Source organism: Palleronia aestuarii, assembly GCF_003253995.1.
Taxonomy (GTDB): Bacteria; Pseudomonadota; Alphaproteobacteria; order Rhodobacterales; family Rhodobacteraceae; genus Palleronia; species Palleronia aestuarii.
This window is the reverse complement of sequence record NZ_QKZL01000003.1, coordinates 174,240-200,830: the sequence shown is the minus strand read 5'-3', so window position 1 is coordinate 200,830 and position 26,591 is coordinate 174,240. Positions and strand designations below refer to the sequence as shown.

28 protein-coding genes are annotated in these 26,591 nt (G+C 66.7%); 20 read left to right on the top strand and 8 right to left on the bottom strand.

Annotation, left to right across the window (positions count from 1 at the left end; genetic code table 11):
• Nucleotides 1-12 precede the first annotated feature (12 nt).
• Nucleotides 13-1,521 (top strand): YifB family Mg chelatase-like AAA ATPase, encoded by a 1,509-nt coding sequence (locus LX81_RS05055; RefSeq protein WP_111536205.1) that lies wholly within the window; start codon nt 13-15, stop codon nt 1,519-1,521.
• Between the two features lie 8 nt (nt 1,522-1,529).
• Here the strand turns inward: LX81_RS05055 and gshB are convergent, their stop codons facing one another.
• The 3 genes from gshB to rsmI all read right to left on the bottom strand — a co-directional run bounded on the left by gshB (nt 1,530) and on the right by rsmI (nt 3,728).
• Nucleotides 1,530-2,471: a glutathione synthase gene (gene gshB, locus LX81_RS05050; protein WP_111536204.1), complete on the bottom strand. Its 942-nt coding sequence runs from the start codon at nt 2,469-2,471 to the stop codon at nt 1,530-1,532.
• A gap of 61 nt (nt 2,472-2,532) precedes the next feature.
• Nucleotides 2,533-2,883: a YraN family protein gene (locus LX81_RS05045; protein ID WP_111536203.1), complete on the bottom strand. Its 351-nt coding sequence runs from the start codon at nt 2,881-2,883 to the stop codon at nt 2,533-2,535.
• Entirely contained in the window at nt 2,880-3,728 is an 849-nt protein-coding gene (gene rsmI, locus LX81_RS05040) for a 16S rRNA (cytidine(1402)-2'-O)-methyltransferase (RefSeq protein WP_111536202.1), read from the bottom strand. The genes LX81_RS05045 and rsmI overlap by 4 nt, the downstream gene beginning before the upstream one ends.
• An 86-nt stretch (nt 3,729-3,814) precedes the next feature.
• Here rsmI and LX81_RS22695 point away from each other — a divergent pair, with 86 nt between their 5' ends.
• The 4 genes from LX81_RS22695 to murJ all read left to right on the top strand — a co-directional run bounded on the left by LX81_RS22695 (nt 3,815) and on the right by murJ (nt 9,776).
• On the top strand, nt 3,815-4,981 hold the full coding sequence (locus LX81_RS22695; protein WP_111536201.1) for a penicillin-binding protein activator: 1,167 nt from the start codon (nt 3,815-3,817) through the stop codon (nt 4,979-4,981).
• Nucleotides 4,941-7,760, top strand: a complete 2,820-nt coding sequence (locus tag LX81_RS05030) for a [protein-PII] uridylyltransferase (RefSeq protein WP_373280268.1) — start codon at nt 4,941-4,943, stop codon at nt 7,758-7,760. Before LX81_RS22695 ends, LX81_RS05030 begins: the two co-directional genes overlap by 41 nt.
• A 1-nt stretch (nt 7,761) precedes the next feature.
• Nucleotides 7,762-8,112, top strand: a complete 351-nt coding sequence (locus LX81_RS05025) for a nuclear transport factor 2 family protein (protein ID WP_111536199.1) — start codon at nt 7,762-7,764, stop codon at nt 8,110-8,112.
• A gap of 68 nt (nt 8,113-8,180) precedes the next feature.
• The gene (murJ, locus tag LX81_RS05020) at nt 8,181-9,776 is read left to right on the top strand and encodes a murein biosynthesis integral membrane protein MurJ (RefSeq protein WP_111536198.1); all 1,596 of its coding nucleotides are present in this window, start codon (nt 8,181-8,183) and stop codon (nt 9,774-9,776) included.
• A 4-nt stretch (nt 9,777-9,780) separates the two neighbouring features.
• Here murJ and LX81_RS05015 read toward each other — a convergent pair whose 3' ends face one another.
• On the bottom strand, nt 9,781-10,467 hold the full coding sequence (locus LX81_RS05015) for a rhomboid family intramembrane serine protease (protein ID WP_111536382.1): 687 nt from the start codon (nt 10,465-10,467) through the stop codon (nt 9,781-9,783).
• Nucleotides 10,468-10,537: 70 nt separating this feature from the next.
• Here LX81_RS05015 and trpS point away from each other — a divergent pair, with 70 nt between their 5' ends.
• Entirely contained in the window at nt 10,538-11,557 is a 1,020-nt protein-coding gene (gene trpS / locus LX81_RS05010) for a tryptophan--tRNA ligase (RefSeq protein WP_111536197.1), read from the top strand.
• A gap of 165 nt (nt 11,558-11,722) precedes the next feature.
• Here trpS and LX81_RS22475 read toward each other — a convergent pair whose 3' ends face one another.
• Nucleotides 11,723-11,905 carry a hypothetical protein gene (locus LX81_RS22475; protein WP_111536196.1) on the bottom strand — a complete coding sequence of 61 codons (183 nt, stop codon included), beginning with the start codon at nt 11,903-11,905 and terminating at the stop codon, nt 11,723-11,725.
• A 159-nt stretch (nt 11,906-12,064) separates the two neighbouring features.
• Nucleotides 12,065-12,247, bottom strand: a complete 183-nt coding sequence (locus tag LX81_RS05000) for a hypothetical protein (protein ID WP_146259389.1) — start codon at nt 12,245-12,247, stop codon at nt 12,065-12,067.
• A gap of 316 nt (nt 12,248-12,563) precedes the next feature.
• On the opposite strand from LX81_RS05000, the gene LX81_RS04995 reads away from it, so the two are divergent.
• From LX81_RS04995 to LX81_RS04930, 14 genes are all read left to right on the top strand, one after another.
• A complete protein-coding gene (locus tag LX81_RS04995) occupies nt 12,564-13,427 on the top strand; it encodes a branched-chain amino acid aminotransferase (protein ID WP_111536194.1) in 864 nt (287 codons plus the stop codon).
• A gap of 73 nt (nt 13,428-13,500) precedes the next feature.
• A complete protein-coding gene (locus LX81_RS04990) occupies nt 13,501-13,956 on the top strand; it encodes a universal stress protein (protein ID WP_111536193.1) in 456 nt (151 codons plus the stop codon).
• A complete protein-coding gene (locus tag LX81_RS04985) occupies nt 13,953-14,672 on the top strand; it encodes a heparan-alpha-glucosaminide N-acetyltransferase (RefSeq protein WP_111536192.1) in 720 nt (239 codons plus the stop codon). The genes LX81_RS04990 and LX81_RS04985 overlap by 4 nt, the downstream gene beginning before the upstream one ends.
• A 72-nt stretch (nt 14,673-14,744) precedes the next feature.
• Nucleotides 14,745-15,308: a NifU family protein gene (locus tag LX81_RS04980; protein ID WP_111536191.1), complete on the top strand. Its 564-nt coding sequence runs from the start codon at nt 14,745-14,747 to the stop codon at nt 15,306-15,308.
• A complete protein-coding gene (tsaB, locus tag LX81_RS04975; RefSeq protein ID WP_111536190.1) occupies nt 15,308-15,976 on the top strand; it encodes a tRNA (adenosine(37)-N6)-threonylcarbamoyltransferase complex dimerization subunit type 1 TsaB in 669 nt (222 codons plus the stop codon). The genes LX81_RS04980 and tsaB overlap by 1 nt, the downstream gene beginning before the upstream one ends.
• Nucleotides 15,973-16,386, top strand: a complete 414-nt coding sequence (locus LX81_RS04970) for a GNAT family N-acetyltransferase (RefSeq protein WP_111536189.1) — start codon at nt 15,973-15,975, stop codon at nt 16,384-16,386. Before tsaB ends, LX81_RS04970 begins: the two co-directional genes overlap by 4 nt.
• A gap of 177 nt (nt 16,387-16,563) precedes the next feature.
• Nucleotides 16,564-17,553 (top strand): BMP family lipoprotein, encoded by a 990-nt coding sequence (locus tag LX81_RS04965; RefSeq protein WP_111536188.1) that lies wholly within the window; start codon nt 16,564-16,566, stop codon nt 17,551-17,553.
• A 78-nt stretch (nt 17,554-17,631) separates the two neighbouring features.
• Nucleotides 17,632-19,218 carry an ABC transporter ATP-binding protein gene (locus tag LX81_RS04960; RefSeq protein WP_111536187.1) on the top strand — a complete coding sequence of 529 codons (1,587 nt, stop codon included), beginning with the start codon at nt 17,632-17,634 and terminating at the stop codon, nt 19,216-19,218.
• Nucleotides 19,218-20,327, top strand: a complete 1,110-nt coding sequence (locus LX81_RS04955; protein WP_111536186.1) for an ABC transporter permease — start codon at nt 19,218-19,220, stop codon at nt 20,325-20,327. The genes LX81_RS04960 and LX81_RS04955 overlap by 1 nt, the downstream gene beginning before the upstream one ends.
• A gap of 31 nt (nt 20,328-20,358) precedes the next feature.
• Complete coding sequence (locus LX81_RS04950; protein WP_111536185.1) at nt 20,359-20,835, top strand: LysE family translocator; 477 nt, start codon at nt 20,359-20,361, stop codon at nt 20,833-20,835.
• A gap of 3 nt (nt 20,836-20,838) precedes the next feature.
• Nucleotides 20,839-21,804 carry an ABC transporter permease gene (locus LX81_RS04945; protein WP_111536184.1) on the top strand — a complete coding sequence of 322 codons (966 nt, stop codon included), beginning with the start codon at nt 20,839-20,841 and terminating at the stop codon, nt 21,802-21,804.
• 1 nt (nt 21,805) lies between these two features.
• Nucleotides 21,806-22,609, top strand: coding sequence for a purine-nucleoside phosphorylase (locus LX81_RS04940; RefSeq protein WP_111536183.1), 804 nt, complete (start codon nt 21,806-21,808; stop codon nt 22,607-22,609).
• A 65-nt stretch (nt 22,610-22,674) separates the two neighbouring features.
• Nucleotides 22,675-23,586: a sulfite exporter TauE/SafE family protein gene (locus LX81_RS04935; protein WP_111536182.1), complete on the top strand. Its 912-nt coding sequence runs from the start codon at nt 22,675-22,677 to the stop codon at nt 23,584-23,586.
• A complete protein-coding gene (locus tag LX81_RS04930; RefSeq protein WP_234822493.1) occupies nt 23,583-24,338 on the top strand; it encodes a TIGR02186 family protein in 756 nt (251 codons plus the stop codon). Before LX81_RS04935 ends, LX81_RS04930 begins: the two co-directional genes overlap by 4 nt.
• On the opposite strand, the gene LX81_RS04925 is transcribed toward LX81_RS04930, so the two are convergent.
• The gene (locus tag LX81_RS04925; RefSeq protein ID WP_111536181.1) at nt 24,335-25,870 is read right to left on the bottom strand and encodes an ATP-dependent DNA helicase; all 1,536 of its coding nucleotides are present in this window, start codon (nt 25,868-25,870) and stop codon (nt 24,335-24,337) included. The two genes, LX81_RS04930 and LX81_RS04925, sit on opposite strands and share 4 nt — an antisense overlap.
• 41 nt (nt 25,871-25,911) lie before the next feature.
• A complete protein-coding gene (locus tag LX81_RS04920; protein ID WP_111536180.1) occupies nt 25,912-26,550 on the bottom strand; it encodes an acyl-homoserine-lactone synthase in 639 nt (212 codons plus the stop codon).
• Nucleotides 26,551-26,591 lie beyond the last annotated feature (41 nt).

The window sequence follows — 26,591 nt, the reverse complement described above, 5'->3', positions numbered from 1 at the left end:
GGGGAGACGGATTTGGTCACGCGCGCCTACACGGTGGCCTTCGAGGGGATCGAGGCCCGCCTCGTCGAGGTGCAATGCGCCGTCGCGCCCGGCCTGCCGGCCTTCTCCATCGTGGGGCTACCCGACAAGGCGGTGAGCGAAGCCCGCGACCGGGTGCGTGCCGCGCTCACCGCGATGTCGATCGCGCTGCCTTCCAAGCGGATCACCGTCAATCTCTCGCCCGCGGACCTGCCGAAAGAAGGGTCACATTTCGACCTGCCCATCGCGATGGCGCTTCTCGCCGCGATCGGTGCGGTCCCGCCCGATGCGGTGGAGCGTACGCTGGCCCTGGGCGAGTTGTCGCTCGACGGATCGCTCGTCCCGGTCATCGGTGCGCTTCCCGCGGCGATGACCGCGGCCGCGGAGGACCGGCTTCTGCTCTGCCCAGCGGGCTGCGGCGCGGAAGCCGCATGGGTGGACGCGGCGACCGTCATCGCACCGAGGACGCTCGCCGCGGCGATCCAGCATTTCCTCGGCCGCTCTCCCCTCCCCCCGGCCGAGGCCGGTACCGTGCGCTCGGGGACGGGTCTGCGCGACCTGCGGGAGGTGAAGGGACAGGAACGCGCCAAGCGCGCGCTCGAGATCGCGGCCGCCGGGCGGCATCACCTGATGCTCGTCGGCACACCCGGATCGGGCAAGTCGATGCTCGCCCAGCGCCTGCCGGGTCTCTTGCCACCGCTGACGGCGCGCGAGGCGCTCGAGACCTCGATGATCCACTCGCTCGCTGGGCTCCTCGACGAAGGCGGTATTTCCCGCGACCGACCTTTCCAGGAGCCGCACCACACCGCCTCGATGGCCGCCATCGTGGGCGGCGGGAAGGGCGCCAAGCCCGGCCAGATCAGTCTTGCCCATAACGGCGTCCTCTTCATGGACGAGTTCCCGGAATTCGCGCGCCCCGTCCTCGAGACCCTGCGCCAGCCGATCGAGACCGGCGACGTGGTGATCGCGCGGGCGAACGCGCATGTCCGCTATCCCTGCCGCTTCCTGCTCGTCGCTGCCGCGAACCCGTGCAAGTGCGGCTACATGAGCGATCCGGCCCGCGCCTGCGCTCGCGCGCCCGTTTGCGGAGAAGAATACATGGCGCGCGTCTCCGGCCCCCTCATGGACCGGTTCGACCTGCGCGTGGACGTGCCGCCCGTGACCTTCTCCGACCTCGACCTGCCCGCATCGGGCGACAGTTCCGCGGAGGTCGCGGAGCGGGTGGCCGCGGCGCGTCGGGTGCAGGCGGACAGGTACGTGTCGGCGGAAGGCGTACGAGTCAACGCCGATGCGGAAGGCACCCTCCTCGACGAAGTCGCCCGGCCGGATGCCGAGGGCAAGTCGCTGCTCGTGCGCGCGGCGGAGCGGTTCGGGTTGTCCGCGCGCGGCTATCACCGCGTGCTCAGGGTCGCGCGGACGATCGCGGATCTCGACGGCAGCGCGGGGGTCCGCAAACCCCATGTGGCCGAAGCCCTCTCCTTCCGCATCGGAAACGCCGCCTGAGAGGGGGCTCAGGCGCGGCGCGCCTCGATCGCCTCCCAGATCGCGCCCGCGACGTTAGTTCCGTCGAACCGCTCGAGTTCCTGGATGCCGGTGGGCGAGGTCACGTTGATCTCAGTGAGGTAATCGCCAATCACGTCGATGCCGACGAAGATCTGGCCCTTCTCCTTCAGGAGCGGCCCGATCGCCTCGCAGATCTCGCGGTCACGCGCGGTCATCGCGACCTTCTCCGCCCGGCCGCCGACATGCATGTTCGAGCGCGTCTCGCCTGCCTGCGGCACGCGATTGATGGCACCCACGGCCTCCCCGTCGACGAGGATGATGCGCTTGTCGCCCTTCGAGACGTCGGGCAGGAACTTCTGCGCGATGAGCGGCTCGCGATTGATCCCCGCGAAAAGCTCGTGGAGCGAAGCGAGGTTGCCATCGGATTCGGGCAGGCGGAACACGCCCGCGCCCCCGTTGCCGTAGAGCGGTTTCAGGATCATGTCGCCGTGGCGCTTCTTGAACTCCCTCAGCGTCGGGAGGTCGCGGGCGATGAGCGTCGGCGGCGTCAGCTTCGGAAACTTGAGGACCAGAAGCTTCTCGGGATAATTCCGCACCCAGAACGGATCGTTGACGACGAGGGTGGAGCCACGGATCAGGTCGAGGATGTGGGTCGTGGTGATGTAGCCCATGTCGAACGGCGGATCCTGGCGTAGCCAGACCACATCGTAATCCGCGAGCGCCGCGTCCTGCTCCTCCCCGAGGGTGAAGTGGTTGCCCTTCTCGCGCCGGACCTCGAGCGGCCAGCCGCGCGCCATCACCCGCCCCTCGCGCCAGGACAGCTTGTCGGGCGTGTAGTAGAAGAGCGTATGGCCCCGCGCCTGCGCCTCCTCCGCGATGCGGAAGGTGCTGTCGGCGTCGATGTCGATCGGACCGATCGGGTCCATCTGGATGGCGACTTTCAGGCCCATGAAGCTCTCCCGTTCGGCGTCGGGCCCTTACATGGCGCAGGCCCGCCCCCGGGGCAATGGCCTAGAGGAAGGCGTTCTCCCGGATCTCCACGACCCCGCGCGCATCGACGAGCGCCACGTCGAAGCGCGCCTCGGTCAGCGTGCCGGCGAGCTCGCCGCCCAGGAATTCTTCCGCGGCATCGAAGAGCCGGGCGATCTGCGGGCCCTGAACCTTCTCGGCGGCCTTCGCGTGACTTCGGGCGAGCTTCACCTCGACGAAGACCACGGTATCGCCATCGCGCAGGATCAGGTCGATCTCCCCGCCCTTCCCGCGCCAGCGACGATGGGCGAGCGCGAAGCCCAGCGCCTCGTAATGACGCTCAACGATCTCCTCGGCCGCCGCGCCCGCGTGATGTCCGATGGCGCCGCTCATTCCTCGCGCCCGAAGCTGAGCGCCAGCTGATAGACGTCGCGGCGCGGCACGCGGTAGGCGTCGGAGACGGCCTGCGCGGCGTCCTTTACGCGCATCGTCTTCAGGGCCTCGCGCAAGGCCGTCTCCACCCGCCCCTCGTCCGCCCCCGCGCGGTCGCGGTCGATCACCAGCACGATCTCTCCGCGCGGCGGGTCGGCCTCGCACCCCGCCACGAGCTCGGAGAGCCGGCCGCGCCGCACCTCCTCGAACCGTTTGGTCAATTCCCGGCAGAGGGCCGCGTCGCGATCCCCGAGCACTTCCCGCAGGCCCTTCAGCGTCCGCAACACGCGTTTCGGCGCCTCGAAGAAGATCAGCGTGGCCGGGACGCTGGCGAGGTCCTCGAGCGCGCGGGCGCGGGCGGCATCGGTGGGAGGCAGAAACCCCGCGAAGAGGAAGCGATCGGTGGGCAGCCCCGCGAGGCTGAGCGCGGCGAGGGCGGCGGAGGCGCCCGGCGCGGTCGTGACCGGCAGACCCGCCGCGCCGAGTTCGCGGGCGAGCTGGAAACCCGGATCGGCGACGAGCGGCGTGCCCGCATCGGAGGCATAGGCGACCGACAGCCCCTCCTCCACCAGCGCGCGGATCCTCGGCCGCATCGCAGCGCCGTTATGATCGTGATAGGCGAGGATCTTCCGGTCCCCGAGCGCGATCCCGTGGATCTCCATCAGCTTGCGGAGCGTCCGTGTATCCTCGGCGGCCAGCACATCGGCCGAAGCGAGGATGTCGAGCGCACGGAGCGTGATGTCGCGCGCCGAGCCGATCGGCGTCGCCACGAGATAGAGGCCGGGAGCGAGCGGGGGCGCACTCACAGCCCGTCATCCGATTTACACCACGCAAGGGAGGGCATAGGGTCGCTCACGAAAAAGACGGTCTCGTCACAGGGAGAGTTCGACCGATGGTTGCCTTTTTGTCTGCCCTGCGCAAGCCGCTGGGTCTGCGCCTCCTCTCGCTCCTGACCCTCGGATCGCTCGCCGCCTGCGGCCCCCTCCCGGTTCGCGGTCCGCTTTCGGGTCCGACCGTGGGTGGCAATGCGCCGGTCGAGGTCGCGATGCTTCTTCCCCTGGGCGATACCGGCGGCGCGTCGGACGTGGCGCGCTCGCTCGAGAATGCGGCGCGGCTCGCGGCATCCGATCTCGTCGGGGCGCAGATCGATCTCACGGTCTACGACACCGCGTCGGGCACCACGGCCGCGGCCTCGCAGGCCATCACCGAGGGGGCGCAGATCATCCTCGGCCCCCTCTATGCGCAGAACACGACCGAAGCCGCACGGGTGGCCGCGGGCAGCGGCATCAACGTCCTGTCGTTCTCCAACAACACCGCGGTGGCGGGCGGCAACGTCTTCGTCCTGGGCCCGACCTTCAACGATATCGCGTCGCGCCTTTCCTCCTATGCCGCGCGGAACGGGCGCAGTTCCATAGCCGTCGTCCACGCCGACGACGTCTCGGGCAATGCGGGACGCGACGCGATCGTCGACGCGGCGCGGTCCGCAGGCCTCAGCGTGGCGACGGTGCAGGGCTATCCGCTTTCCCAGCAGGGCATCGTGGAGGCCGGTCCGCGCATCGCGGAGGCAATCGAGCAGACGGGCGCGGATGCCGTGTTCCTTACCGCGAACGTCGACAGCGACCTTCCTTTGATTGCATCGACCCTCCCCGAGAACGGCATCGATCCCGCGCAGACCCGCTATCTCGGCCTTACGCGCTGGAATGCGGCCCCGCAGGCGCTCTCGCTCCCGGGATTGCAGGGCGGACTCTTCACCCTGCCCGACCAAAGCGTGCAGGCGCAGTTCGAGGCCCGCTACCGTGCGGCCTACGGAAGCGCACCGCATCCGCTCGCGGGCCTCGCCTACGACGCCGTACAGGCGGTCGGGTCCCTCGCGGCCAACGGCTCGGCGCTCAATGCCGTGGGGCTCACCCAACCCTCGGGCTTCGCGGGGGCGACCGGTGTCTTCCGGCTTCTTCCCAACGGCACCAATCAGCGCGGACTCGCCGTCGCTCAGGTCCAGAACAATCAGGTGGTCATCCTTGACCCTGCCCCAAGGCGTTTCGGTTCCGGCGGCTACTAGCACCGCCGCGGGACCCGACGACACGCATCGCGCCCCCAAGGGGCTCATCGTCCCGGGCGAACGGCTGTTCGACGCGGCAGCCATTCGTGCGGTGATCGAGGCGGACCTTTCGCCCGATGCCACGCCCGCGACCGTGCGGGCGGTCGTGGTCGAGCATCTGAAAGCGGCGCGATCCACGGCACGCGCCGAGATCGAGGCGGCCTTCGCGGCGGCACCGCTCGACTCTCGCGCAACCGTGTCGGCCTATAGCTGGCTCACCGACCGGATCGTGGAGATGGTCCACGAGATCGTCCTCACGCATCTGCATCCGTGCAACTCTCCGACCGAGGGCGAGCATCTCGCGATCTTCGCCGTCGGCGGCTACGGACGGGCGGAAATGGCGCCCTTCTCGGATGTGGACCTGCTCTTCCTCAGCCCCTGGAAGCTCACGAGCTGGGCCGAGTCCGTCATCGAATCGATGCTCTACATCCTGTGGGACCTGAAGCTGAAGGTGGGCCACGCCTCGCGAACGGTCCGTGATTGCGTGCGGCTTGGACGGGACGATTACACGATCCGCACCTCCCTTCTCGAGCACCGCTTCCTTGCCGGCGACAAGGCTTTGGCCACGGAGCTGCAGACGACGCTCTGGGGCGAGCTCTTCACGGGGACCGGGGGCGACTTCATCGTCGCCAAGCTCGCCGAACGCACCGAGCGTCACGAGCGGCAGGGGGGACAGCGCTACGTCGTCGAGCCCAACGTGAAGGAGGGCAAGGGGGGCCTGCGCGACCTGCAGACCCTTTTCTGGATCGCGAAGTACGTGAATGGCGTGCAGGACGCCGCCGAGCTTGTCGCCCGAGGAACCTACACGCAGGACGAATTCGAGAGCTTCGTCCGCGCAGAATCGTTCCTTCTCGCCGTACGCTGCCACCTTCACCTGATCACTGGCCGCGCGATGGACCAGCTGGCCTTCGACCTTCAGGTCGAGGTCGCGGAACGGATGGGGTATCAGGATCGCGCGGGCCGCCGGGCCGTCGAGCAATTCATGCAGGACTACTTCCGTCACGCGACCCGCGTGGGGGAACTCACCCGTATCCTCCTGGCGAGCCTCGAAGCCGATTTCATCAAGGCGCCGCCGAAACTCATCGGATTCTTCCGCCGCCGCAAGCCCGTGAAGCCGGGCTTCGCGATCCTTCAGAACCGGCTATCCTACGCGGACGAGGCGGCGTTCCTGTCGGACAAGCTGAACATCCTGCGTATCTTCGAGGAAGCGCTCAGGACCGGGTTGCTGCTCCATCCCGACGCGATGAGGACGATCGCCTCGCATCTGTCGCTCATCGACGACGAGATGCGGAACGATCCAGAGGCCGTGCGGATCTTCCTCGATCTGCTTCTGAAGCACCAGTTTCCCGACCGCGCCCTGAGGCGGATGAACGAACTCGGCGTCCTGGGGGCGTTCCTGCCTGAGTTCGAACCGATCGTCGCGATGATGCAGTTCAATATGTACCATCACTTCACGGTGGACGAACACACCATCCAGTGCATCCGCCATCTCCGCGGGATCGAGGGCGGGGAATTCGCAGAGGAACTGCCGGTCTGCACGGCCATCCTCAAAGGCGGTGTGAACCGCAAGGTGCTCTATATCGCGCTTCTTCTGCACGACACCGGGAAGGGCCGTCCTGAGGATCATTCCGTCGTCGGCGCCCGCATCGCGCGCAAGGTCGGACCGCGCCTCGGCCTCGGCCGGCAAGATGCCGAGACGGTTGAATGGCTGGTGCGCTACCACCTCCTGATGTCGGACATGGCGCAGAAACGCGACCTGAGCGACCCGCGCACGATCCGCGACTTCGCCAAGGCGGTGCGGACGCGCAAAAGACTGGATCTGCTGACGATCCTCACCGTCTGCGACATTCGCGGCGTCGGGCCGGGCACGTGGAACAACTGGAAGGGACAGCTGCTGAAGCGTCTCTATACGGAGACGTCGCACGCGCTCGAGAACGGGCTCGAGGCGCTCAATCGGGAGAATCGCGGCAACGAGGCGCGGACGCGCCTGCGCGACGCGCTCTCCGATTGGGACCGCCGCGACGTCCGGATCGAGACGCAGCGTCATTATCCGCCCTACTGGCAGGGGCTCGGTCTGTCGTCCCACAAGGCCTTTGCCCGGATGCTGCGCGATATCGGGGCCGACGAGATCCGTATCGACGTCACCGACGACGTCGACCGCGATGCCACGCGGATCTGCTTTGCCATGTCGGACCATCCCGGCATCTTCTCCCGCCTCGCGGGCGCCCTCGCGCTCGTCGGGGCGAACGTCGTGGATGCGCGGACCTATACATCGAAGGACGGCTATGCCACGGCGGTCTTCTGGGTGCAGGACGGTGACGGCCATCCCTACGACGCGCAGCGGTTGCCGCGGTTGCGCACCACGATATCGAAGACCCTGCGTGGCGAAGTGATCGCCCGCGACGGCCTCACCGACCGCGACCGGATCAAAAAACGGGAGCGCAATTTCCGCGTCCCGACCAACATCGCCTTCGACAACGAAGGCTCGGAGATCTACACGATCGTCGAGGTCGATACGCGCGACCGCCCCGGACTCCTCCACGACCTGACCCGCGTCCTCGCGAACGCGAACATCTCTATCGCGAGCGCCGTCATCGCCACCTACGGCGCGCAGGTCGTCGATACGTTCTACGTCAAGGACATGTTCGGCCTGAAGCTCTATTCCGAATCCAAGCGCAAGGGGCTGGAACGCAAGCTGCGCGAATCGATCGACAGGGGCGCGGAGCGGGCGCGACGCTGAGATGGATGCGAAAGCTTTCGCCGCGGAATGGGAGGCTGGCTGGAACAGCCACGACCTCGACCGCATCCTGGAGCATTATGGCGACGACATCGTCTTTCGGTCCCGCAAGGCGGAAGCGCTGACCGGCGACGGAGAGGTCCGCGGCAAGGTGGCCCTCGCCGCCTACCGGTCCGCCGCGCTCGCCCGCCAGCCGAACCTGGCCTTCCGCATCGAGGACCTGTTCGTGGGCGCGGGCGTCCTCACGATCGTCTATCGCAACCACGACGGCGTCCGCGCCGCGGAGACCCTCTGGTCCGACGCGGACGGTCGCGTGAGGCAGGCCGCGGCCTGCCATCCTCCCGAACCCGATTGAGGCGCTCGGGCGCCCTTGCCTCCTTCCCCACCGCATTCCATAGCGGCCCAAACCGCTGGAGATCGTGCATGAAAGCCCCTGCCCCGCCCCGCCTGATGCGCGGCTTTCTCACCGTCGGTGTCTGGACCTTCGTGAGCCGCATCGTGGGGTTCGCCCGCGACATCCTGATCGCCGCCTTCCTCGGCACCGGCGTGGTGGCCGAGGCGTTCCTCATCGCCTTCGCACTGCCCAACATGTTCCGCCGCTTCTTCGCCGAAGGCGCGTTCAACATGGCCTTCGTGCCGATGTTCTCGAAGCGCCTCGAAGGGGGCGAGGATCCACGCGAATTCGCGCAGGACGCGTTCTCCGGCATGTTGCTGATCCTCACGCTCTTCACGATCCTGGGCGTGATCTTCATGCCGCTTCTCGTCTACGCCATGGCCTCGGGCTTCGCGGGCGACGAGCGCTTCCCGTTGGCCGTAATCTACGGGCGCATCGCGTTTCCCTACATCCTCTTCATCTCGCTCGCGGCGCTCCTCTCGGGCGTCCTGAACGCGAATGGCCGGTTTCTCGCCGCCGCCGCCGCGCCCGTCCTCCTCAACATCGTCTTCATCGCCTCGATGCTGGTCGGATGGGCGATGGGCCGGCCGATCACCGACGGACTCGGGATCGGGATCGACAACCTTCTGGGCCTCCGCGTGGGCGACACGCTCGCCTTCTCCGTGCCCTTCGCCGGGGCGGTGCAGTTCGCGCTCGTCTGGTGGGCCGCGGCGCGGGCCGGGTTCAAGCTGACGATCACCCGCCCCCGGCTTACGCCCGACATGAGGCGGCTCGCGCGCATCGCGGCGCCCGCGGCACTCGCGGGCGGCGTCGTGCAGGTCAACCTCCTCGTGGGCCGGCAGGTCGCGAGCTTCTTCGATGGCGCGGTGGCGTGGCTCTCCTATGCCGACCGTCTCTACCAGCTGCCGCTCGGCGTCGTCGGCATCGCCATCGGGGTGGTTCTCCTCCCCGACCTGTCACGACGCCTCCGGGCGGAGGACACGGCGGGCGGCCAGCACGCGATGAGTCGCGCCGCGGAGTTCGCACTGGTCCTCACGGTACCCTGCGCGGTGGCGTTCCTCGTCATTCCCCTGCCACTCTCGACCACGCTCTTCCAACGTGGCGCCTTCGACGCCGACGATGCGGCGGCGACGGCCGCGGCGCTCGCCGTCTACGGGCTCGGCCTGCCCGCCTTCGTGCTCCAGAAGGTCTGGCAGCCGCTTTATTTCGCGCGGGAGGACACACGCTCGCCGTTCCACTTCGCGCTCTGGGCGCTCGTCATCAACGCGCTCGTCGCGATCGGCCTGGCGCCGGTGATCGGGTTCCTCGCCGCGGCGCTCGGCACGACGCTCGCGGGCTGGGCGATGGCGATCCTCCTCATCCGCCGCGCGCGTCCGATGGGGGAAGCGGCACGGCTCGACGACCGGTTCCGCAGACGGATGCCCCGGATCCTCCTGGCCTCTGTCGGGATGGGCATCTGCCTCTGGATCACGCAAATCCTGCTCGGGGCGCTCCTCGGTCTCGGCGCGTGGCAATTCCTCGCCCTCGGCATCCTGATCGGGGCGGGGATCGTCAGCTACGCCGTGATCGGTCAGCTCGTCGGCGCCCTGTCTCTCGGCGAACTAAAGGGGATAGTGCGCCGCTGACGGCTCAGCGCTGTCGAAGCCGCTGCATTACCCGGTGCCAGCCACCGGGAGAGACCAGAAAGCTCATCGCGAAGCCCGTGGCGAAACCCGAAAGGTCCGCGATCCAGTCGTATCCCCCGCCGAAGAGCAGGCCGAAGGCGAGCTGGATGCCGAGGAGGAACGCGATGAGCGTGAAGGCGCGCGAGCGGTTCTGCCCCGCCGCGCCGAGCCCGACCCACAGGATGAAAGTGTAGGCCCCGATGAGCCCGTAGACGGCGGGATACCCGCCAACGAGCGCGATCTGGCCCGGCGCGAGGAGCGCGTAGCCTAGGGCGCCGCCGATCGCGGAGGCCGCGAGAACCACGACGACCGCCCAGGAGGAGAAGGTCTCCGCCACCATCTTGCCGAGGGCCAGCAGGAAGACGAGTACGAAGAGCACGTGCGTGAAGTTGTAATGGACGAAGGCATAGCTCACGAAGCGCAGGAGCGCGCGCGGCGGCCAGGTATTCGTCTCCACCATCCGGTCGAAGAGCGCAGGCGAGAAGGCGAAGGCGTTGAGCGCCTCGATCCGCCAGCCCACGCCGGACGCACCACCGAGGAGGCCCCGCTCGGCAAGCTGGAAGACGATCTCGATCCCCCCGATCGCGACGACGAGGATCAGGACCACGGTCGGGATCGCATTGAACGGGTTCTCGGTGTGGGCTGGGCGCATGGGGGCTTCCTTGACGGTCTTGGACCCCATCGGTAAGCGAGGCGAACCCGATTATCCAGCGAGTCCGCCCATGTCCGAGCCGAGCTTCACCCCGCGCGTCTTCTCCGGCATCCAGCCCTCGGGCGGGCTGACCCTCGGCAATTACCTGGGCGCGATCCGTCGCTTCGTCGAGATGCAGGAGGCCGGCACGCACGAGACGATCTACTGCATGGTCGACATGCACGCGATCACCGTCTGGCAGGAGCCCGAGCGGCTGCGCCACAATACCCGCGAGCTGGCCGCCGGGTTCCTGGCCTCCGGTGTCGATCCCGAGAAATCGATCCTCATCAATCAGAGCCAGGTGCCCGAGCACGCGCAGCTTGCCTGGATCTTCAATACCGTGGCCCGCATGGGCTGGATGCGCCGGATGACGCAGTGGAAGGAGAAGGCCGGCAAGAACGCGGAGGAAGCCTCGCTCGGCCTCTTCGCCTACCCCGCGCTGATGGCCGCCGATATCCTGGTCTACCACGCGACACACGTCCCCGTGGGCGAGGATCAGAAGCAGCACCTCGAGCTTACGCGCGACATCGCGGCGAAGTTCAACCACGATTACGGTGTCGATTTCTTCCCGATCACGGAGCCGGTCATCGAGGGCGCGGCGACGCGGGTGATGAGCCTGCGCGACGGCACGAAGAAGATGTCGAAATCCGATCCCTCGGACGCGAGCCGGATCAACATGACCGACGATGCCGATGCGATCGCGAAAAAGATCCGCCGGGCGCGGACGGATCCCGATCCCCTGCCCGAAAGCCTCGACGGGCTGAAGGACCGTCCGGAGGCTCGCAACCTCGTCAACATCTATGCCGCGCTCTCGGATCGTTCGGTGGAGGTGGCCTTCGGGGAGGTCGCGGGTCAGGAATTCTCCCGGTTCAAGCCCGTCCTCGCGGATCTCGCCGTCGCGAAGCTCGCACCCATCGCGACGGAGATGTCGCGCCTGATGCAGGATCCCGCGGAGATCGATAGGCTGCTCGCCCGCGGGTCGGAGCGGGCACGGGCGATTGCCGCCCCGATCCTGGCGCAAACCTTCGATCTGGTCGGCATGGTGCGCTGAACATCGACGGATCGACGGGGCTTAGACCGGGCCGCCACGCGCGGCCGATCCGGCATCTGGACCGCGAGTTGCAACTTTTCCTTCGCGTCTTACGTTATTGCTCTCACGTTGCATTGCGGCGTAGGTTCAACGCCAGCGGCGGACATCGTGGATTCGAGAGAGAGATCAGTACTTGCCGCGGAATATGCGCTCGACCTCCTCGACGGGACCGATCGGCGTGAAGCGATGCACCTGCTTGCCGGGGATCTCGACTTCCAAAGGGAGTTCCGCCTCTGGCAGCTGCACTTCACCCAGATCGCAGAACTCTGTGTCGAAGAGGTTCGTCCCTCCGGCTCGGTCCTTGATCATGTCTGCGACGAACTTTTCGGAACGCCTCCGAGCCGACGATCGAGGATTCGCGATGTGATCTCCTCGATCTTCGCCCCCGAATACAGGCGCCTCACCTGGATGACGCTCGCTGTGAAGGCCGCGGCCCTTCTCCTCCTCGCCCTTCTGCTGCTCTGAAGATCAAGCGCCCTTAAAGGAGGTTTCGGGCGCCAGGACGTTGCCGATGAACTTCCACAGGAAGACCGCGGCGAACAGGGTCGCAAGGAACATGATGCCCGCAAGAGTCCACTGGCCTGGAATATCCGCGTAGACAAGATAAAGCCCGACGCAGAGGAACGGCAGGTGAGCGCAGAGAAAGCTCACGATCTGTATCTTTCGGACGGATGTCTTCATCATTCTGCGTTTTGGTCCCACATTTCGGTCGAAGAGGAGGAAACCTTTACGATGCTGCAGCCATGAACGAACCCCCGGCACTCTTTTACGGCGATTAGTTCCTGCGGTCCATGCCCGAAAGGCGCTGTACTATCGACCGTACGTCCGTCTTCGCGAAACCGCGGCGTCAATCGTCTCGATCCAAGTTCAACGACGGCTTCGCTAAGGCGAACGTCGCATTCCGTCAGGTGGTTCCCCCCTTCGATCTCGGATGTTAGGGGATGTTGCGCGCCCGGGAGGATTCATCATGGCGGTCGGTTCGGACATCCGCACTTACTTCGAAGGCACCTGGCACGAGGGCGACGCGCTGGTGATGCGCGCGGCCGATCACGGCGCCTGGCTCGGCTCCTCGGTCTTCGACGGGGCGCGTTACGCGCATGGCGTGGCGCCCGATCTTCTTGCCCATTGCCAGCGCGTGAACGCCTCCGCCCGCGCCCTGATGCTGACGCCCACGATCGGCGCGGAAGAGATGGTCGAGATCGTCCGCGAAGGTCTCGCGCTCTACCCCAGGGATGCGGCTCTCTATATCCGGCCGATGTACTGGGGGATCGACGGCGGCGCCGGCGCGATCGCGCCCGCTCCCGACCGGACCGGGTTCTGCGTCTGTCTCGAAGCGATCCCGCTGCCCGCGGGTGAAAGCACGACGACGCTGACGACCACGCGGTTCCGCCGCCCGGTCCTCGAGAGTGCCGTGGTCAACGCGAAGGCGGGCTGTCTCTACCCGAATAACGCGCGAATGCTGCGCGAGGCGCAGACGAAGGGGTTCGGCAACGCCCTCGTCGCGGATGCGATGGGCAATGTCGCGGAGAGCGCCACGGCCAACGTTTTCATCGTAAAGGACGGGGCCGTCTCCACCCCGATCCCGAACGGTACGTTCCTCGCCGGGATCACCCGCGCCCGCCACATCGCCAATCTCGCCGCGGACGGGGTGGAGGTGCGCGAGCGCGTTATCGGCTTCGACGAGGTACGGGAGGCCGACGAGGTCTTCCTCACGGGCAACATGTCGAAGATCACCGCGGTGACGGCCTTCGACGAGCGAACCTACGAAATCGGTCCCGTCGCCCGCCGCGCTCGCGAACTCTACTGGGACTGGGCGCTTTCGAGCCGGTGAGAGACGCAGATGCCATCGATGGACACCGGCGCAAGGCTGCGACATCATGCGCCCCGATCCGGCGGAGCAAGCCATGCGTAAATTCCTGGTCATTCTCGACGACACGCGCGAATGCCTCAACGCGATGCGTTTCGCGGCCATGCGCGCCGCGAAAACGGGTGGCGGGGTCCAGATTCTCTCGATCATCCCGCCCGACGAATTCAACCACTGGATCGGCGTCGGCGACATCATGCGGGAGGAGGCGCGCGACCGGATTCACGCGCATTTCGAAGTCTTCGCCAAGTGGATGCGCGACCGTCAGAACGTCGCCCCAGACCTCGTCATCCGCGAGGGAGAGCCGGTGCCGCAGATCCTCGCGCAGATCCGAGACGATCCGGATATCGGGGTTCTGGTCCTTGGGGCGAGCAACCAGAAGGGGGGGCCGGGCCCCCTCGTCTCGCAATTGTCGCGAAACGCGGGCGGGCTGCCCATCCCGTTGACAATCGTTCCGGGCGATCTCAGCAAGGAACAGCTCGAAATGATCACGTGACCGCCACGACGCTCTCCGCCGCGCCGCCGCATCGCATTACCTGGCTCGACCGGGCGCGGGGCGTGGCGCTCCTCGCGATGATCGTGTTCCACGGATCGTTCGACCTGTCCTTTCTCGGCTTCGTCGATTGGCCAGTGGGATCGGGATCGGGCTGGCGCCTCTTCGCGATCTCGATCGCGGGGACGTTCCTGCTGCTATCAGGCGTATCGCTGCAGATCGCGTTCGGCACCAGCCTGCGCGCCCGGCCATTCCTGCGGCGGCTGGGTCTCCTCTGCCTTGCCGCGGCCGCGATCACGCTCGCGACGTGGATCGCGATGCCCTACCCGATCCGTTTCGGCATCCTGCACGCGATCGCAACCTTCAGCGTCCTCGCGATCCCGTTCCTGCGCGCCCCGAGCTGGGTCGTCGCCGTGGCGATCGTGGCGGTACTCGTCGCAGCACCGCTCCTGACCTCGCCACTCTTCTCCCACCCAGCGCTCTATCCGCTGGGCCTCGATCCCGCGCCGCCGCCCTCCTTCGACTACGAGCCGATCTTTCCCTGGTTCGCGGCCGTACTCGCGGGGCTCCTCGCGGGCCGTTTCCTGCCGACCGGGCGCCGCGCGATGACAACCGATCCGCTCGCCTTCCTCGGTCGACATTCGCTTGCAATCTACCTCCTGCACCAGCCCGTCCTCATGGGAACGCTCCTCGCGATCCGCATGGCGGCGACACTTTAGAATCGTTCCAAACGGTTGACAGTGACGGGCCGGGACGGCATATGAGGTTCTCCTGACGAAGGGGTCGCTCCGATGTTCATCCAGACCGAATCCACGCCGAATCCGGCGACGCTGAAGTTCCTGCCCGGCCAGACCGTGCTGGAGACCGGCACGGCCGACTTTCCAGAGCCGGAAACCGCTGGAACCTCTCCGCTCGCCACCCGGATCTTCGCGGTCGAGGGCACGACCGGGGTGTTTCTGGGCAACGACTTCGTCACCGTGACGAAGGACGACATGGTGGAGTGGGACCACATCAAGCCGCAGGTCCTTGGCGCGATCATGGAGCATTTCCAGTCGGGTCAACCGGTGATGGCGGGCGATGCCGATGCGACCGGCGGTCACGCGTCGCACGACGGTCCCGACGGAGAGATCGTGGTGCAGATCAAGGAACTCCTCGACACGCGCGTCCGCCCCGCCGTCGCGCAGGATGGCGGCGACATCACCTTCCACGGCTTCGAGCGCGGCGTGGTCTATCTCCACATGCAAGGTGCGTGCGCAGGCTGCCCCTCTTCCACGCTGACGCTCAAGATGGGGATCGAGAACCTGCTGCGCCACTACATTCCCGAAGTGGTCGAGGTGCGCCCGATCGGCGTCTGATGCCCGCTCTTCTTGCCTTCGACAGCTCGGCCGCGCATTGCGCGGCCGTTCTCGTTCGCGATGACGCGATCGCGGAAACCCGCTTTCAGGCGATGGAGCGCGGACAGGCCGAAGCTCTCATGCCGATCCTGACGGACCTTCTTCGCGGTGCGGGGCTCGGCTGGAACGGTATCGATGCATTCGGCGTGGGGATCGGTCCCGGAAACTTCACCGGAACGCGGATTGCCGTGGCCGCAGCGCGCGGCCTCGCCCTCGCGACCGGCCGCCCGGCCTTGGGCATCAGCATGTTCGACATTCTGCGCCATGCGGAGGAGGAGGTTCCAGACCCGGTCCTGACCTGTCTTCCCGCGCCGCGCGGGCAAGTCTACGCCGAGCTTCGCCCCGGGGACGGATCAACGCAGACATTTACCTTCGATGGGGACGAGCCGATCCTCCCCCGCGATCTTCCCGACGGAACGGTCATACTTGGCCATCGAGCGGAGGATCTCGCCCTTCGGCTCGGCGGCACGGGGCGTCCGCGGCATATCGCCGATCTGCCCCGATCGCTCGGACGCGAGGCGATGCGCCGGTTCGGTGGGGGCCCGCCCTTTTCCCGGCCCGCCCCGCTCTACGCCCGGGCCGCCGACGCAGCCCCGCCGCGGGAGATGCCTCCCCCGATCGTTCCGTGACGCCGGACGAGATGGCGGCAATCCACCGCGCCGCCCTCCGAATCCCCCGGCCATGGTCCGCTGACGAATTCGCCGCGATGCTCGATCTGTCGGGGACGTTCGTCGTCGAAGTACCGCAGGGTTTCGCCCTCGGCAGTGTCGTGGCGGACGAGGCGGAGCTTCTGACCCTGGCGATCGATCCCGCGGCTCAGCGGCAGGGCAAGGGACGCGATTGCCTCTCGCGTTACCACGCCGCGGCGCGCATGCGAGGCGCGGTCACCGCTTTCCTCGAGGTCGCCGAGACGAACGTTGCGGCACGCGCGCTCTACGCCCGTGCGGGCTATGCCCGGACCGGTCTGCGCCGGGGCTACTACGCCGACGGCGCCCAACGGATCGACGCGCTCCTGCTCAGCCGTGCATTGTGCCCCTGATGCGGTGTCGGGCGCCCGATCCGCAGGCAGGTGCCTCGCGAGGGCGCGAGATCGTCGAGAACTCGCTTGATTCTCCCGAGGCCTGCGGCCTTAATCCCGCCATGTCGCCGGCGCGGGAAACCGCGTCGCCCGGCCGGCCCCCGAGGCGGGCCGCCGCAGTTTCAGGGAGTTTTCCAAATGGGTTTCACCAAGACGATGTCCGGTGCCGCCGCTCTGGCGCTCTGCGCGGGTGCCGCGCTGGCCGAGCCGGGCCTGATCATCGACCTCGGCGGCAAATTCGACAAGTCGTTCAACGAATCCGCCTATAACGGCGCCATGCGCTGGTCGGAGGAGACCGGCGAAAGCTACATGGAGACGGAGCTTCAATCTGAAGCGCAGCGGGAACAGACGATGCGGCGCATGGCCGAGCGCGGCGCCAACCCCATCGTGGTTCTGGGCTTCGCCAACGCCTCGACGCTCGAGAAGGTGGCGCCCGACTATCCCGATACCGATTTCGCGATCGTCGACATGGTCGTCGAGCAGCCGAACGTGCAATCGATCGTCTTCTCCGAGCACGAGGGCAGCTATCTCGTCGGCATGATGGCCGCGATGGCGTCCGAGACGGGTACGGTGAGCTTCGTGGGCGGCATGGACGTCCCGCTCATCCGCAAGTTCGCCTGTGGCTACGCGCAGGGGGCGAAGGCAGTGAACCCCGACATCACGGTGATCGAGAACATGACCGGGACCACGCCCGCGGCCTGGAACGATCCGGTGAAGGGCGGCGAACTCGTCCGCGCGCAGATCGGCCAAGGCTCCGACGTCGTCTTCGCCGCGGCGGGCGGCACCGGGGTGGGCGTGCTGCAGACCGCCGCCGACGAGGGGATCGAGGCGATCGGGGTGGACAGCAACCAGAACTACCTCCATCCGGGCACGATGCTGACCTCGATGGTCAAGCGGGTCGACAATGCCGTCTACGATGCCTTCAATGCGGCGGAAGCCGGTACGTTCGAGACCGGAATCCAGGTCAAGGACCTCGAGGACGATGGCGTGGGCGTAGCGTTGGACGAGTACAACGAGGAACTCGTGACCGACGACATGCGGTCCGCCGTCGAAGAGGCGAAACAGCAGATCATCTCCGGCGAGATCGAGGTGCACGATTACACGTCCGACGACAGCTGCCCGGTTTGAGATGAAGTACGGGACGGGGGCGCGCTCGCTAAGACGCGCCCTTCTCCCGTTGCCGCCTGTCGGTCAGGGAGAGCATAGATGAGCGACCCCGCGATCGAGCTCAGGGGCATCTCGAAGTCCTTCGGCGCCGTGAAGGCGAACAAGGACATCGCGATCCGCGTGATGCCAGGGACGATCCACGGCATCATCGGGGAGAACGGCGCCGGCAAATCGACGCTGATGTCGATCCTCTACGGATTCTACCGCGCCGATCGCGGCGAGATCTTCATCCGTGGCGAACGCACCGACATTCCCGACAGCCAGGCCGCGATCCGCGCGGGCATCGGCATGGTGTTCCAGCACTTCAAGCTGGTGCAGAACTTCACCGTGCTGGAGAACATCGTCCTCGGCGCGGAGGAAGGCGCGCTGCTGACCACCTCTCTCGGCAAGGCCCGCACGCTCCTGAAGCAGCTTTCCGAAGATTACGAATTGCAGGTCGATCCCGACGCGCGGATCGAGGATCTCGGCGTCGGCATGCAGCAACGGGTGGAGATCCTGAAGGCCCTCTACCGGCAGGCCGATATCCTGATCCTCGACGAGCCGACGGGCGTCCTCACTCCGTCGGAAGCCGATCACCTCTTCCGGATCCTCGAAGGCCTGAAACGCGAGGGCAAGACGATCATCCTCATCACCCACAAGCTGAGGGAGATCATGGAGATCACCGACACCGTCTCCGTGATGCGTCGCGGCGAGATGACGGCGACGGTCAAGACCGCTGAGACGGGCCCGGAAGAGCTCGCGGAGTTGATGGTGGGGCGCAAGGTGCTCTTGCGCGTGGAGAAAAAGGCAGCGCAGCCGGGCGCCAGGGTTCTTGAGATCGAGGATTTGCGGGTCGTCGACGGCAGCGGGGTGGAGCGTCTGCGCGGCATCTCCCTCGACGTTCGGGCGGGCGAGATCCTCGGCATCGCGGGCGTGGCGGGCAACGGTCAGTCGGAGCTTCTGGAAGTGCTTGGCGGGATGCGAAGCGGCACCGGCCGGGTCCGCGTGAACGGGGACGAGCTCGACCTGGTCGGTCCGCGGGCCGATGCGCGTACGCGCCGTGCCCGCGGGATCGCGCATGTGCCGGAGGACCGGCAGCACGAGGGGCTGATCATGGATTTCCACGCGTGGGAGAACGTGGCCTTCGGATATCACGCCGATCCCGCCTATAACCGCGGGCTCCTGATGGACAATGACGCGCTGCGTCGCGACACGGAACGCAAGATCGCGAAATTCGACGTGCGGCCCGCGGATTGCTGGCAGACGGCCAAGAATTTCTCGGGAGGCAACCAGCAGAAGATCGTCATCGCGCGGGAGCTCGAGCGCGATCCCGATCTCCTCCTCGTGGGTCAGCCGACACGTGGCGTCGATATCGGCGCGATCGAGTTCATCCATCAGCAGATCGTGGCCCTGCGCGATGCAGGCAAGGCGATCCTTCTCGTCTCCGTCGAACTCGACGAGATCCTGTCGCTGTCGGACCGGATCGCGGTCATGTTCGACGGCCGCATCATGGGCGAGCGCCTTCCGTCCCAGACCGATGAGCGGGAGCTCGGACTGATGATGGCGGGGATCACCGATACGGATCGCGGCCATACCCATGCCGAGGTGGAGGGAAACCTCGCCCATGTGCACGGGAAGGTCGGCTGATGGAGAAGCTTCCGCGCTGGGCCGATATCGCGCTCGTCCCAATCCTCAATCTCCTCCTCGCGCTCATCGTCTCGGGGATCGTGGTGGCCCTCATCGGCCAGAACCCGTTCGAGGCAATGCGCATCATGGTCGACGGCGCGGTCGGCTCCACCTATGGTTGGGGATACACGCTTTTCTACGCGACGAACTTCATCTTTACCGGTCTCGCCGTGGCCGTGGCCTTTCACGCCAAGCTCTTCAACATCGGCGGCGAGGGACAGGCGCAATTCGGCTCGCTCGGCGTGGCGCTCGTCTGTCTGGCGGTGCCGTGGCCGCACTGGACGCTCGCGCTGCCCGCCGCGATCCTGGGCGGCGCGCTTTTCGGGGCGGGCTGGGCGGCGATCCCGGCCTATCTCCAGGCGCGACGGGGCTCGCACATCGTCATCACGACGATCATGTTCAACTTCATCGCCTCTGCGCTCCTCGTCTATCTTCTCGTGGGGATCCTCAAGGCGCCAGGCATGGCGCCCGAGACGGCGCGCTTTCCCGAAGGGGCATACCTTCCCACCGCACGCGACATCTTCGCGGTGATCGGCGTCGATTTCGGCTACTCGCCGCTCAACGTGACCTTCCTCGTTGCGCTCCTCGCAGCCTGGCTCGTCTGGCTCCTGCTCTGGCGGACACGCCTTGGCTACGAGATCCGCGCCTTCGGTCATTCGGAGCCCGCGGCGCTCTATGCCGGTATCTCGCCCTTCCGCATCACCATGCTCGCCATGCTGATCTCTGGCGCGCTCGCGGGGCTCATGGCGATAAACGCGGTCATGGGCGAGCAGCAGCGTCTCCTGCAGGACAACGTCCTCGGCGCGGGCTTCGTCGGCATCGCAGTGGCGCTCATGGGCCGGTCGCATCCGGTGGGGGTGCTCCTTGCCGCGATCCTTTTCGGCGCGCTCTACCAGGGCGGTGCGGAACTCGAATTCGAGACGAGCGTACCGCGCGACATGGTCGTGGTGATCCAGGCATTGGTGATCCTCTTCACCGGCGCGCTCGACGGCATGACGCGCAGTCCCCTGGAGCGGGTGTTCCTGCGCTTCGGTCGACGCGCGCCCGAACCCGGAGCTCCCGCCGAATGACAGCGCATCGCCGACTCTCAGGACGGAGGACATGACCGACCTCATCTCCCATCTGCCCGCCTTCACCGCGGGCCTTCTGATGTCGCAACCCGCCTGGGCGATGAACGTGATCCGCGTCGCCGGCGCGACCTATCTAGCGTGGCTTGCATGGACGTCGTTCCGCAAGGCCCCTGCGCCGGGTGCCGTCACGCAAGCGGTGGTTCCTGCGCGGGAGGCAGCCCGCCTGTTTCTTTCGCGTTTTCTCCTGCAGATCACGAACTCCAAGGCCATCGTCTTCTTGCTGGCCATCGCGGCCATCGGGGCGACGCCTGGCGGCAATCTCTTCACGCACCTGGCGTTCGTCGCGGGCGCCTTCGCGATCTCCTTTCTCTGCCATGCGGCCCGGGCGCTTCCACTGTTCTCTGCCATCGTGCGCGCGGCATGGGCTTGGGCCCGTCGCGGGATCGAGGTAATGCTCGACACTTTCATTTCTCCCGCGGTGCCCCGCATGGCCACGGCGCGGGACTGAGGCATGGATTTCCTCACCATCGTCCAGATACTCGACAGCTCCATCCGGCTGGCCACGCCCCTCCTCCTCGCCTGTCTCGCGGGCCTTTTCTCCGAGCGTGCGGGGGTTTTCGATATCGGGCTCGAGGGCAAGATGCTGGTGGCGGCTTTCTTTTCCGCCGCGATCGCGGCCACGACGGGATCGGTCTGGCTGGGCCTGCTTGCAGGGGTCGCAGCCTCTCTCGTCTTCGCGGCGATCCACGGGCTTGCCTCGATCACCTTCCGCGGCGATCAGCTCATTTCCGGCGTGGCGCTGAACTTCCTCGCGGCCGGCACGACGGTGCTCATCGCGCAGGACTGGTTCGCTCAGGGCGCTCGGACCCCGGCCCTCACCGGCGCCGCGCGTTTCGCACCGATCGACCTGCCCTTCGCGGACGCGCTTTCCGGTATCCCGCTTCTGGGACCGCTCTACGCTCAGGCTCTCTCGGGCCACACGATCCTGGTCTATGTGGGCCTCCTTGCCGTGCCCGCGACCTGGTACGTTCTCTTCCGCACGCGCTTCGGGCTCAGGCTCCGCGCGGTGGGAGAGAACCCCGGCGCGGTCGATACGGCGGGCGTCTCGGTCATCCGCCTACGCTATGCCGCCGTGCTGATCTGCGGGCTCCTTTGCGGTCTCGCGGGCGCCTATCTCGCGACCGGCCTCGCGGCGGGCTTCACGCAGGACATGACGGCCGGGCGCGGCTTCATCGCGCTGGCCGCCCTCATCTTCGCGAAATGGCGCCCCTGGTACGCGCTCTGGGCCTGCCTCCTCTTCGGCTTCCTGCAGGCCGTCTCGAACCGCTATTCCACGATCGACCTCTGGATCGTTGAGATCCCCAACGCCTTCGTCATCGCCCTGCCCTACATCCTCACCGTGGTGATCCTCGCGGGTTTCGTGGGCCGGGCCACCCCGCCACGGGCCGGGGGCGTCCCCTACGTGAAGGAGCGCTGAGATGTCGCGCGTCGCATCGGACCTGACCCGGTTCATCCAGGATCGCGCGGGCTCGGAGCCGATCTCCGCCGGCCTGATTCTCGGATCCGGCCTCGGGCATCTCGCCGATACGGTCGACGGGGTCTCGATCGACTATGCGCAATTGCCGGGCTTTCCGGAAGCTGGCGTTTCGGGTCACGCGCCACGCCTCGTGATCGGACGGCTGGAGGGTCGGCGTATCGCGATCCTCGGCGGGCGCGCGCATTACTACGAAAGCGGGAGCGCTGACGCGATGCGCTTGCCGCTGGAGGTGCTTTCAGCACTTGGGGCGAAGACGCTTCTCCTGACGAATGCGGCGGGATCGCTCGTGCCGAAAATGCCGACAGGCAGTCTCATGTTGATCGAGGACCACATCAACTTCTCCGGCCTCAATCCGCTCATCGGGGAGCCGACGGAGGCGAGATTCGTGCCGATGGGGGACGCCTACGACGCGGAGCTGCGCGGTCATGTCTCGCGGGCGGCGGAGGAAGCAGGCGTGGCGCTACACCGGGGGGTCTACGCCTGGTATTCGGGCCCGAGCTTCGAGACCCCGGCCGAAATACGGGCGATTCGCGTTCTCGGCGCCGACGCGGTCGGCATGTCGACGGTCCCCGAGGTCATCCTGGCGCGGTTTTTCGGCCTGCGGGTCGGTGCGATCTCGGCGATCACGAACATGGCCGCAGGGATGAGCGACGAGGCAATCGGCCACGAGCACACGAAGGCCATGGCGCTTCGGGCGGCCGACAAGCTAGAGAATGTCCTGCGCGCTCTTTTGCGTATGCTGTGACGCATGCCATGATGGCGGGGGCATCCATGCGGTGATGCGCCGAATTCACGGGGATCCGACGATCCATGCAGATCTATCTTCCGATCGCGGAGGTCTCGATCAACGCGATCCTCCTACTCGGGATCGGGGGCCTCGTCGGTGTCTTGTCGGGCATGTTCGGTGTCGGCGGCGGATTCCTCATCACGCCGCTCCTCTTTTTCGTCGGCATTCCGCCGGCCGTTGCCGTCGCGACGAGCACGAACCAGATCGTCGCGTCCTCCTTCTCGGCGCTCCTGGCGCATCTGCGGCGTCGTACCGTCGACATCCGCATGGGTACCGTGCTGCTTGCGGGTGGCCTCGTGGGCGCCGCGCTCGGAATTTGGCTGTTCGCGTATCTGCGTGAGCTCGGCCAGGTCGATCTCCTCGTCCGGCTGAGCTACGTCGTCTTCCTCGGCGGGATCGGGGCCCTGATGTTCGTCGAATCGCTCCGCGCGATCCTGCGAACGCGCGCGGGCCGTCGTCCGCAGCGTCGCAAACACAACTGGATCCAGGCGCTGCCGCTCAAGATCAAGTTCCGCACCTCGGGCCTCTACATCTCCGTGATCCCCCCGGCCCTTGTCGGGCTTGCCGTCGGCGTGCTCGCGGCCATCATGGGCGTGGGCGGCGGGTTCATCATGGTGCCCGCGATGATCTATCTCCTCGGGATGCCGACGAAGGTCGTGGTCGGCACTTCGCTGTTCCAGATCCTCTTCGTGACCGCGTTCACCACCATCCTGCACGCGATGACGAATTATTCCGTAGACATGCTTCTGGCCGTCCTTCTCATCATCGGCGGCGTGGTGGGCGCGCAGGTCGGCACCCGGATCGGCCTTCTTATGAAGGCGGAGCAACTCCGCATTCTCCTCGCGGTGATCGTTCTGGGTGTCTGCGGGCAACTGGCGCTCGAATTGCTGATCCGGCCCGACGAACTCTATTCCGTCGGCAGGGAGGCCTCGTGATCCGCTGGCTGTTTCTCCTGCTGATCCTCACGACCTCCGCCAGCGCCCAGGAGGAGGTGATCGCGGGGATGAGCAGCAGCAGGATCTCGATCTCGGCCAATTTCGACGGCTCGGAGATCCTGATCTTCGGCGCCGTCAAGCGCGAGCAATCCCCGCCCGAGGGCGAACTCGGCGTGATCGTCACGGTGGAAGGACCCGGACAGCCGCTGACGGTCCGTCGCCTGGAACGGCGGGCGCTCATATGGGTCAACGGCGAAGCGGTCCGGATCGCGCGGGCCCCGAGCTTCTATGCGATCAACACGTCTGCGCCGCTCGCGCAGCTTCTGAACACCCAGGCCGACGCACGAGCCCGGATCACGACGCGCCGCGTAATCGGAACGATCGACGCGCCGATGGAGGTCAACGACGCGACGGCCTTCTCCCAGGCCCTGATACGGATCCGCAAAGACGTGAACCTCTACCAGACGAATATCAACGCGGTGGAGTTGCGCGAGGAAACGCTTTTCAACACGACCGTTACGCTTCCGGCCAACCTCGTAGAGGGGATCTACATCTCCCGTATCTTCCTGACGAGGAACGGGGAAATCGTCGCGACGTCCTCCACGGCCATCGATGTCGAGAAGATCGGGCTGGAGAAGTTTCTCTACAATCTCGCCTATGACGATCCGCTCATCTATGCGTTGCTGTCGATCGCCCTGGCGATCGGTGCAGGATGGGGCGCCTCGGCCGCCTTCCGCTACCTGCAGAGTTAGTCCGCCGCATCCGACTGCGACTTGAGCTCGAGCGGGGCCGGCGCCTGCGTCAGGTCTTCGGTCGAAAGCGGCGCATCCGGCCTCGCCAGGCGATTGCGCATCACCCAGAAGAGGCGCGTCTCCGCGCGGGTGATCGCGACATAGGCAAGCCGCTTCCACAGCGGCAGACCCGCTTCCGTCCGGCCCGCCCGCGCCGCGGCCCAGAGATCGGGCGCGAAGACCTGCACCTCATCCCATTGCGACCCTTGCGCCTTGTGGATCGTGACCGCCGCGCCGTGAAGGAATGTGGCGCCCATCCTTGCGGCGAAGGGGATGAAAGGCTCCTCTTCGTCGGGCATCTCGATCTTGACGATGGAGGCCACGTTGACCCGCGGCTCCGGCGCGCCGACGACGTGGAGGATCGAGAAACCCGGCCGCGTCCCGTCGCCGAGATAGATGACCTGCGCCCCCTTGATGAGGCCCCGCGCCTCCAAGTCGATGCGCTTCTTGCGGTGCTTGAGCGGCAATTCGATACCGTCGCAGATCAGTGGCTCGCCCGGCAGGAGCGCATCCGCCGGGGCACCGAAGGCCGTCCGGAAGGCATGGATGAGCCGGATCCGCGTCGCATTTCGCCAGACGAGGACGGGACTGCGCGCCATCTTCGCCGCTTCCACGCGTCCGGCCACGACCACCCGGTCGTCACGTCGCGCCGCTTCCTCGACTTGCCGCTCGAATTCCTCGAAGGTGAGATCCGGATCGCCGAGGGCATGAGCGAGATCGAGGATCGGATTACCCGCGTCCTGGCGGTGGATCCTGTCGAGCGAGACGCGATCCTTCTGCGGCAACCGCTCGAAGACCATCTCGCCCGCATGCTGCACCGGGGCGAGCTGCGCGGGATCGCCGAAGAGGACGAGGGTGGGAAAGATTTCCTTCAGGTCCTCGAACTGCTTCTCGTCGAGCATGGAGCTTTCGTCCACCATGCCGATATCGAGCGGTTCCTCCCGGCGCTTCCAGCCGGAGATGAAATCCGAGCCGCGGAGGCCGGCAGCGGCGAGCGCGCCGGGAACCGAGTTGTTCATCGTGTAGAATGCCAGCGCCCGATCGAGCGCCTGGTCGCCGAGTTCCGGAATCTCCGGCCGCTCACCTTGCCCGGCCAGCCATTCCGCGATCTTCTCGTATTGCGGGTCGTAGACGGGGGTGTAGAGGATGCGGTGGATCGTGGTGGCAGGAACGCCCCGCCCTCGCAGCACGCTCGCGGCCTTGTTGGTCGGAGCGAGAATCGCCAGCGTGCGCCGATCCTTGCGCCGGCGTGCCTCGTAATCACCCGACACGATCTCGACGCCAGCATCCCGCATCTCTCGAAAAAGGCCGGCGAGCAGCATCGTCTTTCCAGATCCGGCCTTCCCGGTCACGGCGACGACCTGCGACCGGCCCTCCGAGAGCGGGGTCAGCGAGCGGCTGCCGAGATCGATGCCGGCACCCGCCAGACAGTCGGCGACACGGGCATGGGCATCGGCTTGATCGTCGGAAAAGGTAGGGGCAGGTTCGGCCATGGCAGGGTTCTAGCCGCCGTGGCCGCGCATGCCCAGTGAGATCACATCGCGGCGACGAGCGCGGGCTGATGATCCGTCTCGAAAGCGGCCGTGAACCAGGCCCGTGATTGTGCCGCGGTGAGACCCGCGCGGCGCAGGAGGCGCGTCTCGGCCGTTTCTGTGAAAGACCATAGCCCGACGCCGATCGCATCGGGGCCCGTTCCGGACATGCCCAGTATCTCGGGCTCGCCGCCCAGCATCTTGTAGACCCGGATCATGCGGGCATCGAAGACGCCCACGAAGTTCATCAACTGAAAGCCTCGAAGGATTTCGCCTCCCGCCAGCATCAGTGCCGCCGAGGTCGCGGAGCCGGCGCCGGGGGCGAGGCAGAACCGGGTGCATTCCCAGATGATCGGGCTCTGGATCCGGGCGCCATCGGTCAGCGACAGGAAATGTTCGTTGACCATGGTCCGCCCCGTAGTCGGCAGGAACCGCATGGAGCCGCCATGGGTACCGTCCGGACGCTCCCAGATCACGTAGAGCGGTCCGAGCTCGTCGTACTGATCCCGCTCGAACCCGTCGGCATCCACCGTCACGTCCCAGTTCAGCCGGTCGCGGAATTGCGTCGCGCGATCCCGGAACATGGTCGCGCTCAGCAGCGGATGTTGACCAAGTTCGTCGGCATAAAGATAGCGGATCATCGTTAAGCTCCTCTAGAATGCATCTACGCAATGCATCTGAC

Bases quoted from the DNA above. Each gene is read 5' to 3' on its own strand.
- LX81_RS04925 (WP_111536181.1), bottom strand. From the start codon at position 25,870: ATGGCCGAACCTGCCCCTACCTTTTCCGACGATCAAGCCGATGCCCAT.
- trpS (WP_111536197.1), top strand. From the start codon at position 10,538: ATGTCCGAGCCGAGCTTCACCCCGCGCGTCTTCTCCGGCATCCAGCCC.
- LX81_RS04945 (WP_111536184.1), top strand. From the start codon at position 20,839: ATGGATTTCCTCACCATCGTCCAGATACTCGACAGCTCCATCCGGCTG.
- LX81_RS04940 (WP_111536183.1), top strand. From the start codon at position 21,806: ATGTCGCGCGTCGCATCGGACCTGACCCGGTTCATCCAGGATCGCGCG.
- LX81_RS05015 (WP_111536382.1), bottom strand. From the start codon at position 10,467: ATGCGCCCAGCCCACACCGAGAACCCGTTCAATGCGATCCCGACCGTG.
- LX81_RS04955 (WP_111536186.1), top strand. From the start codon at position 19,218: ATGGAGAAGCTTCCGCGCTGGGCCGATATCGCGCTCGTCCCAATCCTC.
- LX81_RS04980 (WP_111536191.1), top strand. From the start codon at position 14,745: ATGTTCATCCAGACCGAATCCACGCCGAATCCGGCGACGCTGAAGTTC.
- murJ (WP_111536198.1), top strand. From the start codon at position 8,181: ATGAAAGCCCCTGCCCCGCCCCGCCTGATGCGCGGCTTTCTCACCGTC.
- LX81_RS04960 (WP_111536187.1), top strand. From the start codon at position 17,632: ATGAGCGACCCCGCGATCGAGCTCAGGGGCATCTCGAAGTCCTTCGGC.
- LX81_RS04990 (WP_111536193.1), top strand. From the start codon at position 13,501: ATGCGTAAATTCCTGGTCATTCTCGACGACACGCGCGAATGCCTCAAC.
- LX81_RS04965 (WP_111536188.1), top strand. From the start codon at position 16,564: ATGGGTTTCACCAAGACGATGTCCGGTGCCGCCGCTCTGGCGCTCTGC.
- gshB (WP_111536204.1), bottom strand. From the start codon at position 2,471: ATGGGCCTGAAAGTCGCCATCCAGATGGACCCGATCGGTCCGATCGAC.
- LX81_RS22695 (WP_111536201.1), top strand. From the start codon at position 3,815: ATGGTTGCCTTTTTGTCTGCCCTGCGCAAGCCGCTGGGTCTGCGCCTC.
- LX81_RS04950 (WP_111536185.1), top strand. From the start codon at position 20,359: ATGACCGACCTCATCTCCCATCTGCCCGCCTTCACCGCGGGCCTTCTG.
- LX81_RS05045 (WP_111536203.1), bottom strand. From the start codon at position 2,883: ATGAGCGGCGCCATCGGACATCACGCGGGCGCGGCGGCCGAGGAGATC.
- LX81_RS22475 (WP_111536196.1), bottom strand. From the start codon at position 11,905: ATGATCAAGGACCGAGCCGGAGGGACGAACCTCTTCGACACAGAGTTC.
- LX81_RS05025 (WP_111536199.1), top strand. From the start codon at position 7,762: ATGGATGCGAAAGCTTTCGCCGCGGAATGGGAGGCTGGCTGGAACAGC.
- LX81_RS04920 (WP_111536180.1), bottom strand. From the start codon at position 26,550: ATGATCCGCTATCTTTATGCCGACGAACTTGGTCAACATCCGCTGCTG.
- LX81_RS04935 (WP_111536182.1), top strand. From the start codon at position 22,675: ATGCAGATCTATCTTCCGATCGCGGAGGTCTCGATCAACGCGATCCTC.
- LX81_RS04995 (WP_111536194.1), top strand. From the start codon at position 12,564: ATGGCGGTCGGTTCGGACATCCGCACTTACTTCGAAGGCACCTGGCAC.
- tsaB (WP_111536190.1), top strand. From the start codon at position 15,308: ATGCCCGCTCTTCTTGCCTTCGACAGCTCGGCCGCGCATTGCGCGGCC.